Consider the following 17981-nt stretch of genomic DNA (forward strand, 5'->3'; position numbering starts at 1 on the left):
TTAAGCCTCCTCGTGATGAATTCGCAATCTGTAACTGCAGCTCTCGGTAACGATCGCATGCAGGCTCAGCGTTACGCGCCACAGCCCTTCGGGCAGCTCGCCGCGCACGAAACCCGGAGATGCCTCTTCCGCGCCGATCAGGAGCAGCTGCTCGGGATCATGCCGATGGCCCGCCCCCCGATGCCGTGCCGGATCGTCGACGGAGACGGTAATCAGATTCTTGAGCGGCAGGAACGATTCCCAGCGGTCCATGACGAGCTCGCGCTGCGCCGGCTCCGTATAGTTCTCGACGCCCGCGGCGATCCGCGCCCGCGACTGCTCGCGGTCTTCCAGATTTTTCGGTTCGTACGCGAAATCGATCCACAGCTTGCCGCCGGGCTGATCCAGATGGAAGCTGTACGCAATATGCGTCTTGGAGCAGACGGGCTGCACCCGTCCCTCCGCGTCCAGTACGAGACGTTTCATTAGGAACGCGCCCCCTCTTCCTTGACCATGCTGCGGATGTAGAAATAGCCCATGAACGAGCAAAGCAGAAACGTGAAGAATGCCAGCGCGGATGCCTGCTGCTTCTCTTGAAACACCCCGAAGATCTGCTCCATCGACACCCCGAGCATCTGCGGCGCGTTAGGTCCGAGCAGGAACGGCGCGGTGAACGAGCCAATGACGCCCATGAAGACGAAGGTAACCGCGACGAGAAGCGTCTTGTAGGTAAGCGGCAGGATAAACTGGGTGAACATGCGAAGCTTGCCCGCGCCGACGTCCTTCGCGCTCTCGATGACCGCGTTCGGAACGCCGGACAGCGCCGAACCGAGCAGCATCGTCGTGAATGGAATATTGAACCACAGATTGGCGATGATGATGCCCTTCATGTCGAAAATCATGCGCGGTATATCGCCTCCGCCGAGCAGAAGCACCCAGCGCGATACCCAGCCGTGGTTGCCCAGCAGCTGAATCAAGCCGTACGTCGCGATGACCGACGGGATGAAGATCGGAATCATGTACATATTCCGGATCCACTTCACGATCTTGCCGTCGTTGAAACGCATGTACGCCGCGAGCGCATAGCTGACGATCAGCACGATCACGACCGAGACGACCGTCACTTCCAGCGAAAATATAATATTGGCGCGCATGAGCTTATCGGTGAACAAGAACTTATAATTCGACAGATCGTACCCGCCCTCCTTGTTGGACAGGCTCTCCTTGAACGAGACCACGATCGGGACGACGACCGTGACGAACAGCAGCAAGAAAGAGGGGATGACCAGCAGCACGCCCAGTATCCCCATTTTCACCTGTTTCTTCATCATTGCGCGGCTACGTCGCTTTGCCAGCGTTTATTGATATCGTTGCCGAGGTCGCCGATATTGAACGTCCGGAAGCCTTCGGCCACGCCTTGTCTTCCTGGTCGTGAGTGACGAATACCATCGTGAGGCCGGTCTCGGCCTGAATCTCCCGCAGCTCCTCGCGCATCTCATGCCGAAGCTTGGCGTCGAGCGCGGAGAAGGGCTCGTCCAGCAGCAGCACGGCCGGCTTCAAGAGCAGGGACCGGGCCAGCGCGATGCGCTGCTGCTGTCCGCCCGAGAGCTGCCCGGGATGCTTATTCTCCGATCCGGGCAGACGAACCAGGTCCAGCACGTCTTTCACGGCTTTTTGAATGTCGGCTTTCTTCATTTTGCGTATTTTAAGACCGAATGCCAGGTTCTCGAACACCGTCATATGCGGCCATAGATTGTAGCCCTGGAACACCATCGAGGTCGGGCGCTTCTCGGGCGGGGACTTGAGCACGCTCGCGCCTTCGATGAGAATCTCGCCGGAATCCGGATCGAGGAACCCGCCGATGCTGCGCAGCACCGTCGTTTTGCCGCAGCCCGAAGGGCCGAGCAGCGTGACGAGTTCGCCTTTGCGGACGTCGAGCGAGATGCCGGTGACGCCTTCGCCGGTGTGATACCGTTTGGACAGTTGTTGAACGGACAGCTGAATATCCATAATGGCCTCCTTAAGTCTGCGATTGGGTCGACATTACTTGAGCTGAAAGCCGCTGGACATGACATCCGCGCTCACGAACCGTTTGGCGGCGAGCAGCAGGATGATCGTCGGGGCCGTCAGGATAATCGAGAACACCGCTCCGGCGTATGCGGGGTAATCGCTGATGATGGAATACATGACGATCGGCATCGTTTTGTAATTCGGAATACCGACCAGGAACGTCCCCTGCGCCTCGTCGAGCGAGTTCAGGAAGGTGAAGATCGAGGCGACGATGATGCCCGGCAGCGCCATCGGCAGGGTGATCTTGAGAAACACCCGGAACGGCCCCGCCCCTACGTCCCTCGCCGATTCTTCCTGCGCCTTATGCACGTTCCGGAAGGCGGCCGTCGGAATCCAGGTCATGAACATGAGCACGTTGATCATATGGATCAGGACGACGCCGAGCAGCGTATTCATCAGCCCGAGCTTGTAGAAGAGCACCGCGATCGACACGTACAAGCCCATCTTCGGAAACGCGTGCGTCAGCAGGAACGAGAACAGGAAGAACCGGCTGAGCGGAAAACGGATCCGGGCGAACGCATACGCCGCGGGGATGCAAATCAAGATGGACAACCCGGTCACGATCGCGGCGATCATGAAGGACAAGCCGATGGATTGCGGGATATCCTCCTGCTTGAAGACGAACGTCCACCATTTCATGGACCATTGATGCGGCAGCACGTCCGGGTAGTTCCATTTGCCGGTGAAGGCCAGGATGGCGAGGTTGAGCAGCGGACCCAGGAAGAAGATGACGAAGATCACGAGTACGATGAATTCAATGATTTTTCGCGTGCCTAACGCTTTGAGATACCAGCGCATGAATGGAAGTCGCTCCTTTCGGATCATGGGATTATGACGTTGATTGCCTGATGATTAACCGGGGCTGCAATTGGCTGGGATGCGCAACGTTCGTCTCTTGACGAATCAGCCGGTCCAGCAGGCTGACCGATTGCCGGCCCATCTCGCCGGCATCGACCCTGACCGTCGTCAGGGAAGGTGAGAACATCGCGGCAAAATCGATATCGTCGAAGCCCACCGCCGAGACTTGCTCGGGAATGCGCACCGACTGCTCCAGCAGAAACTTCATGGCGCCGAGCGCAAGCATGTCGTTGGTGGCGAACAGCGCCGTGTATCGGCCTGCCCGGAAAGGCGCCCACTGGCGGCTCATGATCTCATAGCCTTCGGCGAAGGTCGACGTCTCCGCATAGCGGACCGAAGCTTCCGAGTCCGCGATGCCGGCTTCCTCCATGCAGGTCAGGAAGCCCTTGATCCGCAGATTATGGCTGCGGTGCGTCTGCGGACCGGCGATGACGAAGATGCGGTCATGCCCGGTACGGGTCAGATGCTCGGCGACCAGTCTTCCTCCCTCTTCGTCTTGATTGACGATATGAATGACGCCGTCTACGTCCGTCGAGCCGTTGACCATGACGTACGGAACGCCGAATTTCGTAATGTGTTCGATGACGTTCTGCTGCAGGCGGCTAATGAGGATGAGCCCGTCCACCCGCTTCTCCATCATGAAGTCCGCCGATCGGTAAGACATGTCGTGATCGGTCGTGACGAAGACGGAATAATTCAGGCCGGCCGCCGCCAGCAGAATGGCATCGACGATCTTCCCGTAGAACGGATGCGAGGCGATCGGATGATCCCTTCGATACAGGAGCACGCCGATGTTGTGCGTTCGCTGCGAGACCATCGCCCGCGCGACCGCATTCGGTTTGTATTGCAATTCCTCGATCAGACCGAGCACCTTGTCGCGTGCCTCGGGACTGGAGTAGCCCTTGCCGGAAATGATCCTGGATACGGTGGATTTCGAGATTCCGGCTCTTAGGGCGATTTCTTTGATGGTCGGATTGTCCATGGTGCACTCCCTCTCCTGCTGTGAGACCGTTCCCACATGAGACCGTTCCCACACACTTAGAATAAGGAACCGGTGTTACTGCTGCGTTAAACCGAGCCAAAGGAATTGTAAATCCGGCGCCTAAAAGTTCCAGTAAATAGGAAAAAGACCGAATCAGCGGCCTGATTCGGTCTTTTTGTGTAAACGCGGCGGCGTATGGGGGACGGCGAGACAATCAGAATCAGGAATCCATGCGGGCGGACCGTTTGTGCCGGAGTATGCACGCTTCCTTGATAAATTCCCGCTCTTCCATGGACATCGTATACATCTCCGGCTTCTTGTCATCGGGCAAAGCGTTGAAGCTGGCCCAGGCCCGCTTCATGCCTTTCACGATATCCGGATCTCCCTGCGAACGGCGCGCATTCAGATCGGTTAAGAACCCGGCTAGGCTCTGGGCTTCCGGACTTGCCGGATTGGCATCGGCAGCCACGAGCCGCCGGAGCTCTTCCCGGAACTTGGCATATAAGAGATGCGATTTACGGTGCCGAGAGGTTTCCCCCGGCTCGTCTCCGGTTCAAGGCTCCATGTCGTACATGCCGGTATGGGCGATTCTGACGGTAACCTTCACCTTCCGAAGCGAATCCTCGGTCAACATGAAACCGTTATTCGAGCTGCCGGCAGTTAAGGAATGATAGGCTTTCGGATTCCGCCTGTACAGGTACTGCTGAAAGTCGTAGACGTCGGTTTGCTTCGTTATGCCTGCCCGATAGGTCTGCATGACCTCTTCCGCGATCTTCTTCTCGGCGATTTCCTTGAATTGCTTGACCTTCGACGGCACGACTACTTCTTCGACAACCCCGGTAAACTTTAAATCCAAGGAGATCGCGGGCTTCCCCGATTGCATAACGATTTTAGTTTTCTTCCTGGGCTTGATGATCAATACCGTCCCGAGCCGCTTGCCTTCGCTGCTGATCGGCAGAACCGCCCGCCGTGTCTTGAGGTTGACCCACCTCACGCCCTCCAGCTGTTTCTCCGTTAGCTTTTGTTCCGCTTTCCCTCCGTGCAGCGCATAGGCGCCGCTCATCTCAAGGACGGTCTGAAACTGCTTCGTATCCTCCCAACTCTTCGGCTTCAGGGTCAACCGCGGAACGAAATCGGTCTCTCCCTTTTCTTCGGCATTGGCTAAGACGGTGTTCAGCCGAATCGGAGGAATGGAGGACAATTGGTTGTGAAGCACCTTGGGGTTATGCAATAAGTTGGAAATCGGCGAGAGATTAAAAAACGTCGAGTATTTGAACAGCTCGTTGATCGGTTCATGCGTGCCGAACACCCATGTGTTATACCGAATCTGAGGAAAACGCGGGATCGAATCAAAGAAGGCGTTGATTTCGTTCTTCAATGTGCTTTCGCTGAAAACGATAGCCATAAGATGGTCCCAATACAAGTTTTGCTGCGATGTCTTGTAAAGCGCATTAATCGCGTCGTACAAGGTTTCTCCTTCGCTTTTCCCGATCCATACTTTCGATCTGTCCCCGGGCGCCGCCTGCTCCTGGCTTCCCATATCGCCGAAGTCCATCAACTCCACGTAGATTACGTACTTGCCTTCTTTATGTTCGATCCCCATGGCCGTAACGAAGTTGTAGTCGGATACCGTCTTGATATCCCAGCATCCCGTTAGCGCAAGACTTGCGCCGAGCAGCAGGACCGCGGCCCCGGCTATTCGTTTCATTTCCCTTCCTCCCTCCGATCTGCGTCGGTCGGATTAAAAATAAGCGGTCTTGTCCGGACTAACGTTCTTGGTTTCGTGAGCAGCGCCATCAGCATATCCTTGAATACCGGCGGCGAGAACGGCGCCAGATACGGCACCCCGAATGATTGCATTCTGGTCAAGTACACAAGCAGCGAGAACATGCCCCAGAAGAAGCCGTACATGCCGAGGAACGAGGCGCAGGCCAAAATATACAAACGGAGCAAGGTCACTAGGCCGCTTAACGATTGATTGACGAGCGTATAGGTCGATACCATGGATAAGGCGGTCACGACAAGCATCGCCGGGGAAGTTAACCCTGCCTCGATCGCCGCTTGTCCGATGAAGAGCCCGCCGACCACGGTTACGGTCTGGCCGACGCCTTTGGGCAGCCTGATCCCGGCCTCCCGGAACAGCTCGAACGTGATCTGCATGAGAAAGGCTTCCAGCGGCGCGGGAATCGGCAATCCTTTGCTTACGTTGATGACTGTCGCCAGCGTGGTGATCGGGATTTGGTCCAGATGGTACGAGGTGAGCGCGACATAGAAGCCCGGAATAAAGATTCCGATGAAGAGTCCGAGATACCTTAAGAGCGATTCGCAGGCCACGAAAATATAGGAGGCATGGATGTCTTCGGGCGTCTTCAGCAAGGATGACAAGGTTGCCGGGGCAATGAGCACCATCGGCGTACCGTCGACAATGATGACGAATCTCCCTTTAAGCAACGCTTCGACGGCGTAATCCGGCCTGCCGATATAATCGATCAGGGGAAACAGGCGAAACGGGGATTCCGAGATGTATTCCGCTAATTCTTCGCTGCTTACGAGCGCGTCGACATCGATTTTCCGGATTCGTTGACGGGCGGTTTCAATCATTTTCGGATCGATAATATCGCTCTCATAGAGAAGCGCCACCTTGGTACGGCTCCGGCGGCCGATCACATAGCTTTCGCAGCATAAGGTTTGCGTGCGAAGACGTTTACGGATCAGCGCGATATTCATCGACACTTGCTCCGTAAAGCCGTCGCGCGGCCCCTTCACGGACACTTCCGTATTGGATTCCTGCGGCTGCCGCTGCGGAGGGTTCGCTATATCCAGCGAATAGATCTCCTCGAGGCGGTCGAAGATGAGCAGCAGCTTCCCGGAAAATACGGCGTCGATTATGGTTTGCTTATCATGATCGAGCGGTTGAAAGGGTAGGTTGCCGAGCGTGCCCGATTCCGCCTGGTCGGCAGTAAACTTCTCCAATTGCGGGATAATGGACTGGTCGATGCGTTGTCCGTCGATCAAGCCTTCGCAATAAACGAACAGCACGCCCCATCGGCTGTCTTCGTTGATGAGCTTCACGTGCTGCAAGATTACGTCGGAGCAGTTCGCAAACAATTGTTTCAGGGAGGATTCAAGAGGTTGGATGGGCGGATTCGGCTGCATGGCTGTGACCTCCCCTCTTTCTTAGGCGAACGATGACGGCAAACATCACGAGCAGGCACAGAACGGCGAATACATACATTAACGTGAACGGGTAAAACTTCTCCCGCAGGAACCAGACGAACAGCGGATCGCTGATCGGAAACAGCGGCGTGATGAGCATAAGCCCTGTCAGAACAAGGAGCGCCGATTTCTTGGCTTTTCGGCTCTTGAATTGAAAGAGCTCAATGATGATGTACATGCACAGCGACAAACGGATAAAGGCCCCGCTCAGCCATTCATAGATCGATAGAAAATCGAGATGCGCTACGTTCTTTCCTAACGTCACGAGACCCCACTGCTCGAAGGTCGGATATCGCTGCAAGGCCACTTCGCCCGGAGAGAAGTTCGTTAAGATATCCAGCAGCGTTCCGAGGACGAGTCCGATCTGAACGACGATCAACAGCAAAACGAAGGAAGAACGCACCTTTGTCTTGATATGATGCTGGATGAGCAGCAGGATCACGACTTCGATCACGGTATGCGCCGAGAATAAGGTCCCGTGCAAGACGGGGGTATAGCCGTTCTCCAGAACGGGCATGACATATTGATAATTTTTATACTGGATGTTGACGAGCAGCAGGAAGATTTCCAGCAGGACGAAGAACGGCAGCAGCACGCCCGCGCATAAGGTTATCGACCAGAAGCCCGCTTGCGCCGTCATATAGCATAACAGGGTCAGCGAAGCCGCGATTACGAATCGAGGCGTCTCCTGCAGAAAAGTCGTATCCACCCAATTCGTCGTATCCTTGAGCGTAATCAAGCCATCGGTCAATAGGTAGATCATAAACGGCAGTGCGATCATCCATCCGGCAAACGAACCGAAATGACGCTTTACCCACGAAATGATGGATTCCTTCATCGAGACGTTCATAATGAATTGCAGCATAAGGAGAAGAATGATACCCGGAACGATGGCCATGATGACGCTAATCCAGGAATCTCTGCCCGCAACTTTCAGGATGAGCGGGATGAGCGTCGTCTGATTCGTGACTGCCGAAGTGATCGTAAGGAGCAGGAAAGCCTGCAAGGACGTGATTTTCAACGTATTCATATGTCTATCCCTTCGCAATGGCAATTTGACATAGTATTTTCCAATCTCCTTAGATTTATCCAATCGCCCGGTGAGCAGACGCGCCTATGACCGCATAAGTCCATAAAAAAAGGATACCCGGTCAAGGTATCCTTTCCTTGCGAAAAATGCGCGCAGCTTAACGCATTCTCTCCATGATCTCATCATAGCTCACGCCGTCCGGCGCCATGTGGATGACCTCGCTGACCGCGGTAGGGAGGCTGAATTCCTTTCCCGTCAGCATGCCTGCATCGTTGCCGTCCCGGTATAGCCGAACCGTTCGCTCCTCCCAAGGATTCATTACGGTCAGAACGCTCCCGTTCATGCTTCGAATCCGTACATATTGGATTCCGCCCTCCGCGATCCGGCTGGATACCAGGAAATGGCCATATGCCATGAGATCGCCGAATTTGGCGTTCGCCTGCCTCGGCCAATTCGCGAAGACGATGAGCTTATTCTGGAACGACTGGGCGAGCATCTCGACAAGGACCGCCGGGACCGTGTTGCAGTTCTCGATCCCGCCTCCATGCAGCATGGCGAACGTCATATTCGGATAGGTCCGCGTACGAATCAGTTCCGTCAGCCGATTCAGAATCTCGTCCGGATCATACCCCGCTCTTGCGGCCGATGCATAATAGAAGCATGTCATGTTGTTGTCCTGCCACCTGTCGTGCTCGGCGATCGTATCCCGGGCGATCTGCAGCAGCGCCGGATCGCTTAACAGACCGAGCTGCCCGCCCGGATACAAGAGGGACATTTCGGGAACGGCGCAGACCGAGCTCCATTCGGAGTAGTCTTCGTCCGTATCGTAATATTTCCGGCAATAGTCGGCGCTCGTGCCCGACTCCTGATTCCTGAACACGGTTCGGCCATTGCGGATAAACGTAGGGAACGCGCTCATATGATCCAGCTTATGCTGCCAATCCGTCCTGAGCTCGCTATCCGTTCCAAGGTCCTCGCTTATCGCGATCAGCCCTTGGAACAACAAGCGGACCAATCCCAGCGACGTAAGCGGATTGGTTTGCGGAAAGATGCAATCCCCGCCTTCATGCACGTAATCGTTGTCGATCACGTACCTGCTGCCGTCCCACCGCAAATAATCGGTCCAAAACCGGCCAACCTTCTTGAGAAAGCCGTCGTATACCGTCCGGGCATAGCCCGCGTCGCGCGTATAATAATAGCGAAGGATCATATTGGACGCGGCCAAGGCCGCATTGGACTTCTGCGCCATGAAGCAGTTTCGTTCAAGCTGATCGAGGCCGGTCCAATTCACGCTGCTGAATTGAGCGCCGTTCGGCAGCGACGCCGGGTACGCTTCGTAATAAACGCCGGTAAAGCCATGCTTCGCGGCATTCGCTTCCGCATACGGAACCCAATCGGTAATTTGCTTCTCGTAATTCTCCGCGAGCTCGAGATGGTTCGTCGGAATCGTGCAGTAATAAGGCGCTTCGTAATTGTAATTAATCGGAGCGATGCCGCCCCATGCCGCATTCTTCATTACCCAGCTCCCGTACAAACCCGGCGCTTGTTTGCCTTTCCTAATCGAGCTACCCAACAGGTACAGCGAACCGTAGAAATGTTTCTCGATCTCTTTGTTCGCGATCTCCACGAAAGACTTGCTCCAGAAGCTTGCCCACCACGCAAGATGGTTTGATCGATCGCCGTCCGCTTCGGTCAGACTCATCGATTGTATGGCGCGAATCGCGCGCGCTTCATAATCGGCATCATCATGGTTGCTAACGACACTGGTCAGGAGCACGTAAGATTGCCCCGGCTGCAGAGCGAAACGCAAACGATTCCCTTCGATCTTCCCCGCCGCTCCGACGATTCTTGTCGCAAGCCTTACTTTGACGGTATCGCAGCCCTTGATCCGATCCTCGTAATCGGCCCGGACGTCCTGAAGCAGCACATCGCCTTCGTAACCTATCGTTACGGGAATAGGGTTTTGTTTGCCCGGCTCGAATTCAACGAACGCCTCCAGCGGACCGTTTCCCTCGTAATCGAGATGCGTGATCATGAGGCTGCCGATCGAATCCGTTGCCTGCGCCCTGCTTCGCGTCGTGATCGTATGGCCGTTCAACGTAAACGTGCCGACGGCCTCGGCGTTGGCAAGCTGCTGTTCCATCCGGTACGAAGCCCCGACCATGCCGGGTATGCGCAGAAGCACCCTCGATAGCGCTTTCGTAATGCCTTCCGTTTGGGAAATGAATTCGTTCTTGCCCACGACGAATGCCATGTCGTCGATCGAACCCAAGATCATCGCCCCGATGTCCCCATTGCCTAACAGGGGCGCGTCGCTGAATTCGCCGGTATCCGTCAACAGCGGCGGGGAAATCCATTCGCCTTGATATTGGCTTACGATTCGCAGCGCATTCGTCTTCGTATGATGGTCTGCGGAATCCGTGGAAGCGAAACCTTCCGGCGTCATCGATTCATCCTCTTTCCTTCGTTGGATTGGGGCCCTTCGAGGATTGCGAGGCGATCGTCGGCGAATCTCTGGCTGATGGAGCTTCATGAGGATGAATCCGCTATCGCTTCGTCCGTCTTGTGCTTGTTTCTATTATAAGGCTGATTCCGATGGACGGGCTAGAGAGGTGTGATCTATTTCCCGAAGGTCAAACGAACGGGACGAAGGCAAAGGAATCTCCGAGCATGCGCTCGATGATCTGCATAAAGGCCGATCGCTTATGCGTCAACGCGTCTTCGGGCCATTCGAAAATGCCCGGATCGAACATGAAATGAATCCCCGTCAATATATATTCCGCGGTCTCCTGGAGATGCCGGATCGTGAACGTGCCTTCCTCCGCCCCCTGTTCCAATATCTTCATAACGTATGGCACGCTTTGTTGGACGACCTGCACGAGAACCTTCTGATGGATAAACGCGTTATTGGCATGATGCAGAAATCCCAGCATCATGGGTTCCGCTTCTCGCGTCCCCGATCCCCGCAAGAATATGGCAAGCTTCTCTTTCGCCGTTCCGCCGCCGTTGGCTAATTCTCGTGCTTTGTCGACTTTCTCGATGACCAAGCTATCGACGATGGCCGCAATGATCTCCCCTTTCGTCTTAAAGTGGTAATAGAACGTGCCCTGCGCCACGCCGAGTTTCTTGACGATGTCGCTGACGGCGGTTTGTTCGTATCCCTTCTCGCTGAATAGCGACAACGCGGCGTCGATGATTTCTTTTCGTCGGACTTCGGGTTTCTTGGACACTCGAGCCATGTCTCTCATCCTTCCTGTCCTATCGGTAATACTTGGTATTGTATTGACTGACTGACTATAAGTCAATAGAATAGATGCTGTAGAACTTTAACTGACTGACAGTCAGTCATTATAGTCGGGGAGGAATCTGCCATGCAGCTCAAACTTATCTTGTACGTGATCGGATTCAGCGCCTTCGCCGGATCTCTGGGACAAAATTTATATACGCCCTTATTGGCGGACATGCAGAAAAGCTTGCATACGTCCAGCTATATGATGAGCTTGACGGTATCCATGTTTCTGGTTGCTTTGGCCGTCATGCAGGTTATTTTCGGTTCATTGGCGGATTCGAAAGGAAGGAAGAAAATTCTTATTCCGGCTCTGATCGTTTATGCGGCTGCGTCATTAGGATGCGCGTTCTCCCACTCCATCGGCCTTTTCCTGCTCTTCCGCATCTTCCAAGGCATAGGCTCGGCGGCCATTCCGGTCGTAGGCGCAGCGATAATCGGGGATTTATTCCGCGGACAGGAACTGGCGAAAGGGATGGCCACCTATCAGCTCATGCTTCTGCTCGCTCCTGCCGTCGGTCCGCTGCTCGGCGGCATGATCGGTGAACGCTTCGGGTATGAAGGCGTGTTTCTCTTCTTGACCGCGATCGTCCTGCTGCTGTTGGCGGCCAACATGAAGCTGCTCGTGGAGACGCGTCCACAGAAGGCGGTACCTTCAACATTCGCCCTGAGATCGTTCAGCGCGATCTTGCGCAATCGCCTCAGCGCCGTCGTACTGCTCTACGGCTTCGCGCAAAGCGTCGTGTACTTGATCTATATCGTGTTTCTGCCACAGGTGCTGGCAAGTCTATATCGACTGCCCGCAGGCAGGATCGGGATCATCCTGCTCGCGATGTCCGCTTCCACGATCGCAAGCATCCGAATCGGCAGCTGGATGCGGAATCGGTTCGGCAGCCGGATAAGCTTCGTATCCGCTTTTCTCCTGCAGTCGGTCACGGTCATCCTGTTCGCGCTGACTGCACAACTGTCGCTGCCCGCGTTGATTAGCGACGTTTGTTTATTCGGCTCCGCAATGGGATTGACCGTATCGCTTCCCGTTACGATCTTGGCGGAACAATTCCCCGAAGAACGCGCGACGGCAATGGGCGTCTACAATCTCGTTCGGTATCTCGGAATGGCGCTCGGCCCCGTGATCGGCGCCGCCCTCTATTCGGATCGGACGTTGGCGCCTTTGTTTCTGACAAGCGGGTTCGTGTTCCTCGTCATCGTCCTGGCAGGAGGCGCTTGGATCGGCGGGAAACGCGATCGCGGGCTGGCGGCACAACGCATGTAGACAAGCCGTCTCGTTCGCCCCGTTCAGGTTTCTTGATCGCTTAGCTTCCGCTCGATCGAAGCCAGCAGCTGTTTGATTTGCAGCAATTCATGGCTGAACTCTTCTTTGTTCCGCACGCCGTTCTCCTCGATGCGATGCAGATGCTTCTGCATATCGTCGATTTCTTGTTCGGCTTTGTAATTGATGGCAAAATCGATCACCGATTCATGCTTATCCCTGGCATTTTGGCGATTCTGGCTCATCATGATGATTGGCGCTTGAAAGGCCGCGAGAAACGACAAGCATAAGTTGAGCAGGATAAACGGCGGTTCGTCGAAATGCATGGAGCTTAGGAAGGGCAGCGTGTTCCAGATCATCCATACGACTAGAACGGCGCCGAAATAGCCGATGAAAACCCAGCTGCCGCCGAACCTGGCAATCCCGTCCGCCAGTCGGTCGGAAAAGGAGGAATTGACCGAATACTCTTCGTCGACCCGATTGAGGATGCCCTTCTCGTAATCGTCGACCAAACGGTCGATGCGCTGCGCATTGCCTTCGCTGAGCTCGATATCGAAACCCTGAATGACGGATGCTTCGTCGAAATCCGGATGATCGGCCATGCTCATGTCCTTCTTCTTATTCATTGCGAATTCCGTCCTTCTGTGCTATTCGTGACGATCGGCGCATGATCCGTGCATCATTCTTCTTGAACTAGGTTTACCTCGCCTTAGGTTTTTATTCGAGCTGCACCGTCGGCGAAGGAAGCGCGGATGGAATGCAGGGCGGCCATACAGTCGTTCATTACAAAACCAAGTCGCGGCATGATGCCGCGACTTATTCGATTAGATAGGCATGGAGCTTGATTTCCACCGCTGCGCTCCAAAAGCTGCTCTTCTGCACAATTCCAGCCCGATTCTGTCTCATTTCACTTCAAAAGGTGCTCTCCTGCACAATTTCAGCCTGTTCTCGCCCGCCTTACGCCCAAAAAGCTGCTGTCCTGCACAATTTCGGCGCGTTTTAGCCTCATTTCTCTCCAAAAGCTGCTCCCATGCACAATTTCAGCTCGTTTTCGCCTCATTGCCCTCCAAAAGCTGCTCCCCTGCACAATTTCAGCCTGTTCTCGCCGCCTTACGCCTAAAAAGCTGCTCGCCTGCACAATTTCGGCCCGTTTTCACTTCGTTGCGCTCCAAAAGCTGCTCTCCTGCACAATTTCAGCCTGTTCTCGCCGCTTTACGCCCAAAAAGCTGCTGTCCTGCACAATTTCGGCGCGTTTTAGCCTTACTTCACTTCAAAAGGTGCTCTCCTGCACAATCAGCCTGTTCTCGCCGCCTTACACCCAAAAAGCTGCTGTCCTACACAATTTCGGCGCGTTTTAGCCTCACTTCGCTCCAAAAGCTGCTCTTCTGCACAATTTCGGCCCTTTTTTGCCTCGCTACTCCTTCAAAAGCTGCTACTCTGCACCACTCCAGCCCAACTCCGCCTCGCTGTCCCCCAAAAGCCATACTTACAGAAAACGCACAGCACAAACACAAACTCAAACTCAAGCACAAAAGGGCACCCTCCAATGGACGGTGCCCCTGAGCCCTTGCTATTCTTATACGGCTCACTTCACAAGCCGGACTGTGAAACGACTGCGTTAAGCGTGAAAATCCAGCCCGGAATGCACTTCTCTCACATACTCGGCGCGAATGCAGAAATCGCCGAAATGCTCGTTCTCTACCCGTTCCTTCGCGTACCGGTTCAGGATCGGCCGCAGTTCGTTCAGAATTTCGGTCTCGCCGATGTTCTCGCGGTACAGCTTGTTCAGCCGCTGGCCGGCAAAGCCGCCGCCCAGGTACAGGTTGTACTTGCCGGGGGCTTTGCCGATGAAGGAGATCTCGGCTAGCGCCGGTCGGGCGCATCCGTTCGGGCAGCCGGTCATCCGAATGACGATCTCGTTATCCCGAAGTCCCGCTTCGTCCAGAATCAATTCAAGCTTGTCGAGCAGCGTAGGCATGTAACGCTCCGACTCCGCCATGGCCAGCCCGCAAGTCGGCAGCGCTACGCAAGCCATGGCGTTTCTGCGCAGCGCGGAGACAGCCGCTCCGTCCGACAGCCCGTACGTTTTGATCAGCTGTTCGATCTTTTTCTTCTTCTGGCTGGTCACGTTGCCGATAATCAGGTTCTGGTTCGGCGTCAGCCGGAAATCGCCCGTGTGGATCTTGGCAATCTCGCGCAGTCCGGTCATCAGCAGATAATCGCTCTCGTCCTTCACGCGGCCGTTCTGGATAAACAACGTATAATGCCAATTGTTGTTGCTTCCCTTGACCCAGCCGTAACGGTCGCCGTTATGGTCGAATCGATAGGCGCGGGCTTCTTGCAGCTTCCAGCCTAGCCGCTGCTGCAGCTCGTCGATGAACCATTCAAGACCGCGGTCGTCGATCGTGTATTTGAACCGGGCATGCTTGCGCACCGCGCGATCCCCGTAATCCCGCTGGATGGTGACCGTTTTCTCCGCTAAGTCGACCATCTGCTCCGGCAGGATGAACCCGATCGTACGCGCGACCTGCGGATAGGTCTTCGTATCGCCGTGCGACATGCCCATGCCGCCGCCCACGGCGACATTAAAGCCCAGCAGCCGTCCGTTCTCGTGAATGGCAATGAAACCGAGATCCTGGGAGAAGACGTCGACTTCGTTCGCCGGAGGGACGGCGATGCCGATCTTGAACTTGCGCGGTAAATAGACGGGGCCGTAGATCGGCTCCTGCTCCACGCCGTCCCTGCTGTCCGCCACCTTCTCCTCGTTCAGCCAGAGCTCATGATAAGCCCGGGTATGCGGATCGAGATGATGGCTTACCTTTTGCGCCCATTCGTAGACCTGCTCATGCACGGCCGATTGGTACGGATTGGGATTGCACATGACGTTCCGGTTCACGTCGCCGCAGGCGGCAAGCGTGCTCAGCAGTTCGTCGTTCACTTCCTGAATAACCTGCTTCATGTTCCACTTGATGACGCCGTGCAATTGAAAGGACTGCCTGGTGGTCAGCCGGATCGTATCGTTGGCGTACTTCTGCGCGATCCGGTCCATCATAAGCCATTGCTCCGGCGACACGAGACCTCCGGCGGCGCGCACGCGCACCATGAACTGATAAGCGGGCTCGAGCTTCTGCTTGCTCCGTTCGTTGCGCACGTCGCGATCGTCCTGCATGTAGCTTCCGTGGAATTTCATCAGCCGATTATCGTCCTCGGAGATCGAGCCGGTAATCCGGTTCTGAAGCGTTTCTTCCAGCGTTCCCCGCAAGTAATCGCTTCTGCGTTTGATATCTTCTACGTCGCTGTGCGGCGCGCTGTTCTGCGAAAGTAAGTTGTTCTCGGACATGACATCTGCCTCCTCGTTCTCTTATGCCTCCAGGATTTAATAAACGTCCCGTTGGTAACGCTTCTCCTGCTGCATCTTCGTCAAGTAAGCCGCCGCGTCCTCATCGCCCAAGCCGCCTTCTTGCTTCAAAATCGCGATCAACGCAGCCTGGACGTCGTGCGCCATCTTCTTCTCGTCTCCGCAGACGTATACGGCAGCTCCTTCTTCGATCCATTGATACAGCTCTTTGCTCTTCTCCATCATCCGGTGCTGAACATAGACCTTCTGCTCCGTATCGCGCGAGAAAGCGACGTCCATGCGCGTCAACACGCCTTCCTTCAGCCAGCGCTGCCATTCGACCTGATAGAGAAAATCGGAGGAGAAATGCCGATCTCCGTAAAACAGCCAGGTCTTCCCTTCCGCCCCAAGCTCTTCGCGCTCGCCAAGGAAAGCGCGGAACGGAGCGACGCCGGTGCCGGGACCGATCATGATGACCGGCGTATCGGGATTGGATGGAAGCTTGAAGTTTGGATTGTCCTGCACGAATACCGGTACGGTCTCTCCGGGTTCCAACTGCTCCGACACGAACGTCGAGCAAACTCCGTACCGGACTCTTCCATGAGCCTCGTAACGGACGTTGCGAATCGTGAGATGCACTTCTTCCGGGAAGGACTTCAGGCTGCTCGCGATGGAATAGAGCCGAGGCGGCATTTTTCTAAGAAGGGATACGAAGGAGTTCGCTGTAACTCCCGTCCAATCATAGTCCTGCGCCAGATCGAGCAAATCCCGTCCTTTCAAATACGCTCTGATGTCCTGCTCTTCGCTGGACAAAAGCCAATCCTTCAAGCCGTTGCCCGGGGCGAGCTCCGCCACTTGCTCGATCAACGGTTTCGTAAGTACCGTAATCTCGCAGTGGCTCGTCAGCGCCTCCTTCAGGGAACGTTCTTCCGTGCTCTTCGGAAGAACGACGCGCACGTCGGACTGCCAGCCCATCGCCTCGATCAGCTCGTCCACGAGCCGCGGATGATTCCGCGGATAGATGCCCAGGCTGTCGCCCGGCTCGTAGCGAAGACCGCTGTCCGCCAGCGCAAGCTCGAGATGGCGCGTCTCTTGTTCCGAACCGCGTCCGTTCAAGTTTAGATTCTCGAGCACATCCGCTTGAAACGGCCGAGATCTGGAGTATTCCGTTAATTGCCCCGCCCCGACCGCGGACGGGTCAGCCGCTTTCGACGTCTGGGCGGACGCGGACGCTGAAGCCTGGCCGAAATAAGCAAGCACGCCCGCCATCCAATTCTCGGCCGATTCATCGTAATCCACGTCGCAGTCGACGCGCGGCGCAAGCCGCTTTCCGCCCAGCTCTTCCAAGCGCTGATCGAAATCCCGGCCCGTCTTGCAGAAGAGCTCGTAAGAAGTGTCGCCCAATGCCAGCACCGTGAACGGCATGCCTTCCAATTGAGGCGCTCGCTTGCTGTGCAGGAATTCGTAGAATGAGATCGCATTATCCGGCGGATCCCCTTCTCCGTGCGTGCTTACGATAATCACTAGATGCTGTACTTTCTTCAACGTGTTCGGTTTAAAGTCGATCATCGCGGACAGCGTAACCTGCGCGCCTTGATCCTGCAGCCTGCCGGAAAGCTTCTTCGCCAGCTTATGGCTGTTCCCGGTCTGCGAGCCGAAGAGCACCGTTACCTCTTGAGGCGCCGCCGGCGCACTCGCCGCCTGCGCTTCCGCTTCCTGCAGCGCGGCTGCCACTTGCTCTCCTGCGCTCTGGAACGCGGCCAGATAGCCGCCCAACCAGATTTTCTGCCCTTCCGTCAGCGTGGGTAACAAAAGATTAAGCAATTCCACTTGATCTTGTCGAAACGGACTGTTCGTCACTTGAAGCATTCATCCTACACCCCTTGTTCGCTTAGCATAAGAGCTGGCCCGATCATGTGAAATCGGTTACTTGCATAACTGCATTAACCGTAC

At 55.5% G+C, this 17981-nt stretch carries 14 protein-coding genes and 1 pseudogene; 1 reads left to right on the forward strand and 14 read right to left on the reverse strand.

Annotation, left to right across the window (positions count from 1 at the left end; all coding sequences use genetic code 11):
- From GT003_RS16450 to GT003_RS16500, 11 genes and pseudogenes are all read right to left on the reverse strand, one after another.
- Window positions 1-465, reverse strand: coding sequence for a hypothetical protein (locus tag GT003_RS16450; RefSeq protein WP_161699678.1), 465 nt, complete (start codon window positions 463-465; stop codon window positions 1-3).
- Complete coding sequence (locus tag GT003_RS16455; protein WP_161699773.1) at window positions 465-1307, reverse strand: ABC transporter permease; 843 nt, start codon at window positions 1305-1307, stop codon at window positions 465-467. The genes GT003_RS16450 and GT003_RS16455 overlap by 1 nt, the downstream gene beginning before the upstream one ends.
- Window positions 1308-1398: 91 nt before the next feature.
- Window positions 1399-1989, reverse strand: a pseudogene (locus GT003_RS16460) (ABC transporter ATP-binding protein); the annotation flags it as partial.
- Between the two features lie 33 nt (window positions 1990-2022).
- A complete protein-coding gene (locus tag GT003_RS16465; RefSeq protein WP_161699680.1) occupies window positions 2023-2847 on the reverse strand; it encodes an ABC transporter permease in 825 nt (274 codons plus the stop codon).
- Window positions 2848-2878: 31 nt separating this feature from the next.
- On the reverse strand, window positions 2879-3889 hold the full coding sequence (locus tag GT003_RS16470; protein ID WP_161699683.1) for a LacI family DNA-binding transcriptional regulator: 1011 nt from the start codon (window positions 3887-3889) through the stop codon (window positions 2879-2881).
- A 220-nt stretch (window positions 3890-4109) separates the two neighbouring features.
- Complete coding sequence (locus GT003_RS16475; protein WP_161699685.1) at window positions 4110-4358, reverse strand: hypothetical protein; 249 nt, start codon at window positions 4356-4358, stop codon at window positions 4110-4112.
- A gap of 84 nt (window positions 4359-4442) precedes the next feature.
- Complete coding sequence (locus GT003_RS16480; protein WP_161699687.1) at window positions 4443-5597, reverse strand: Ger(x)C family spore germination protein; 1155 nt, start codon at window positions 5595-5597, stop codon at window positions 4443-4445.
- The gene (locus GT003_RS16485; RefSeq protein ID WP_161699689.1) at window positions 5594-7045 is read right to left on the reverse strand and encodes a spore germination protein; all 1452 of its coding nucleotides are present in this window, start codon (window positions 7043-7045) and stop codon (window positions 5594-5596) included. The genes GT003_RS16480 and GT003_RS16485 overlap by 4 nt, the downstream gene beginning before the upstream one ends.
- Window positions 7014-8135 (reverse strand): GerAB/ArcD/ProY family transporter, encoded by a 1122-nt coding sequence (locus GT003_RS16490; RefSeq protein ID WP_161699691.1) that lies wholly within the window; start codon window positions 8133-8135, stop codon window positions 7014-7016. Before GT003_RS16490 ends, GT003_RS16485 begins: the two co-directional genes overlap by 32 nt.
- A 157-nt stretch (window positions 8136-8292) precedes the next feature.
- Entirely contained in the window at window positions 8293-10581 is a 2289-nt protein-coding gene (locus GT003_RS16495) for a glycosyl hydrolase family 95 catalytic domain-containing protein (protein ID WP_161699693.1), read from the reverse strand.
- Between the two features lie 187 nt (window positions 10582-10768).
- Window positions 10769-11374, reverse strand: coding sequence for a TetR/AcrR family transcriptional regulator (locus GT003_RS16500; RefSeq protein ID WP_161699695.1), 606 nt, complete (start codon window positions 11372-11374; stop codon window positions 10769-10771).
- A 132-nt stretch (window positions 11375-11506) separates the two neighbouring features.
- Here GT003_RS16500 and GT003_RS16505 point away from each other — a divergent pair, with 132 nt between their 5' ends.
- Window positions 11507-12694 (forward strand): MFS transporter, encoded by a 1188-nt coding sequence (locus GT003_RS16505; protein WP_161699697.1) that lies wholly within the window; start codon window positions 11507-11509, stop codon window positions 12692-12694.
- A 23-nt stretch (window positions 12695-12717) separates the two neighbouring features.
- Here GT003_RS16505 and GT003_RS16510 read toward each other — a convergent pair whose 3' ends face one another.
- The 3 genes from GT003_RS16510 to GT003_RS16520 all read right to left on the reverse strand — a co-directional run bounded on the left by GT003_RS16510 (window position 12718) and on the right by GT003_RS16520 (window position 17897).
- Complete coding sequence (locus tag GT003_RS16510; RefSeq protein ID WP_161699699.1) at window positions 12718-13317, reverse strand: DUF1003 domain-containing protein; 600 nt, start codon at window positions 13315-13317, stop codon at window positions 12718-12720.
- A gap of 992 nt (window positions 13318-14309) precedes the next feature.
- A complete protein-coding gene (gene cysI / locus GT003_RS16515; protein WP_161699702.1) occupies window positions 14310-16031 on the reverse strand; it encodes an assimilatory sulfite reductase (NADPH) hemoprotein subunit in 1722 nt (573 codons plus the stop codon).
- 36 nt (window positions 16032-16067) lie between these two features.
- Window positions 16068-17897: an assimilatory sulfite reductase (NADPH) flavoprotein subunit gene (locus GT003_RS16520; RefSeq protein WP_161699704.1), complete on the reverse strand. Its 1830-nt coding sequence runs from the start codon at window positions 17895-17897 to the stop codon at window positions 16068-16070.
- Window positions 17898-17981 lie beyond the last annotated feature (84 nt).

The organism is Paenibacillus sacheonensis (assembly GCF_009909195.1).
GTDB lineage: Bacteria > Bacillota > Bacilli > Paenibacillales > Paenibacillaceae > Paenibacillus_Z > Paenibacillus_Z sacheonensis.

Excerpts from the sequence above, each read along its gene's own strand:
- cysI (WP_161699702.1), bottom strand. The coding sequence starts at position 16,031 with ATGTCCGAGAACAACTTACTTTCGCAGAACAGCGCGCCGCACAGCGAC.
- GT003_RS16465 (WP_161699680.1), bottom strand. The coding sequence starts at position 2,847 with ATGCGCTGGTATCTCAAAGCGTTAGGCACGCGAAAAATCATTGAATTC.
- GT003_RS16490 (WP_161699691.1), bottom strand. The coding sequence starts at position 8,135 with ATGAATACGTTGAAAATCACGTCCTTGCAGGCTTTCCTGCTCCTTACG.
- GT003_RS16480 (WP_161699687.1), bottom strand. The coding sequence starts at position 5,597 with ATGAAACGAATAGCCGGGGCCGCGGTCCTGCTGCTCGGCGCAAGTCTT.
- GT003_RS16455 (WP_161699773.1), bottom strand. The coding sequence starts at position 1,307 with ATGAAGAAACAGGTGAAAATGGGGATACTGGGCGTGCTGCTGGTCATC.
- GT003_RS16520 (WP_161699704.1), bottom strand. The coding sequence starts at position 17,897 with ATGCTTCAAGTGACGAACAGTCCGTTTCGACAAGATCAAGTGGAATTG.
- GT003_RS16470 (WP_161699683.1), bottom strand. The coding sequence starts at position 3,889 with ATGGACAATCCGACCATCAAAGAAATCGCCCTAAGAGCCGGAATCTCG.
- GT003_RS16485 (WP_161699689.1), bottom strand. The coding sequence starts at position 7,045 with ATGCAGCCGAATCCGCCCATCCAACCTCTTGAATCCTCCCTGAAACAA.
- GT003_RS16500 (WP_161699695.1), bottom strand. The coding sequence starts at position 11,374 with ATGGCTCGAGTGTCCAAGAAACCCGAAGTCCGACGAAAAGAAATCATC.
- GT003_RS16450 (WP_161699678.1), bottom strand. The coding sequence starts at position 465 with ATGAAACGTCTCGTACTGGACGCGGAGGGACGGGTGCAGCCCGTCTGC.
- GT003_RS16495 (WP_161699693.1), bottom strand. The coding sequence starts at position 10,581 with ATGACGCCGGAAGGTTTCGCTTCCACGGATTCCGCAGACCATCATACG.
- GT003_RS16510 (WP_161699699.1), bottom strand. The coding sequence starts at position 13,317 with ATGAATAAGAAGAAGGACATGAGCATGGCCGATCATCCGGATTTCGAC.
- GT003_RS16505 (WP_161699697.1), top strand. The coding sequence starts at position 11,507 with ATGCAGCTCAAACTTATCTTGTACGTGATCGGATTCAGCGCCTTCGCC.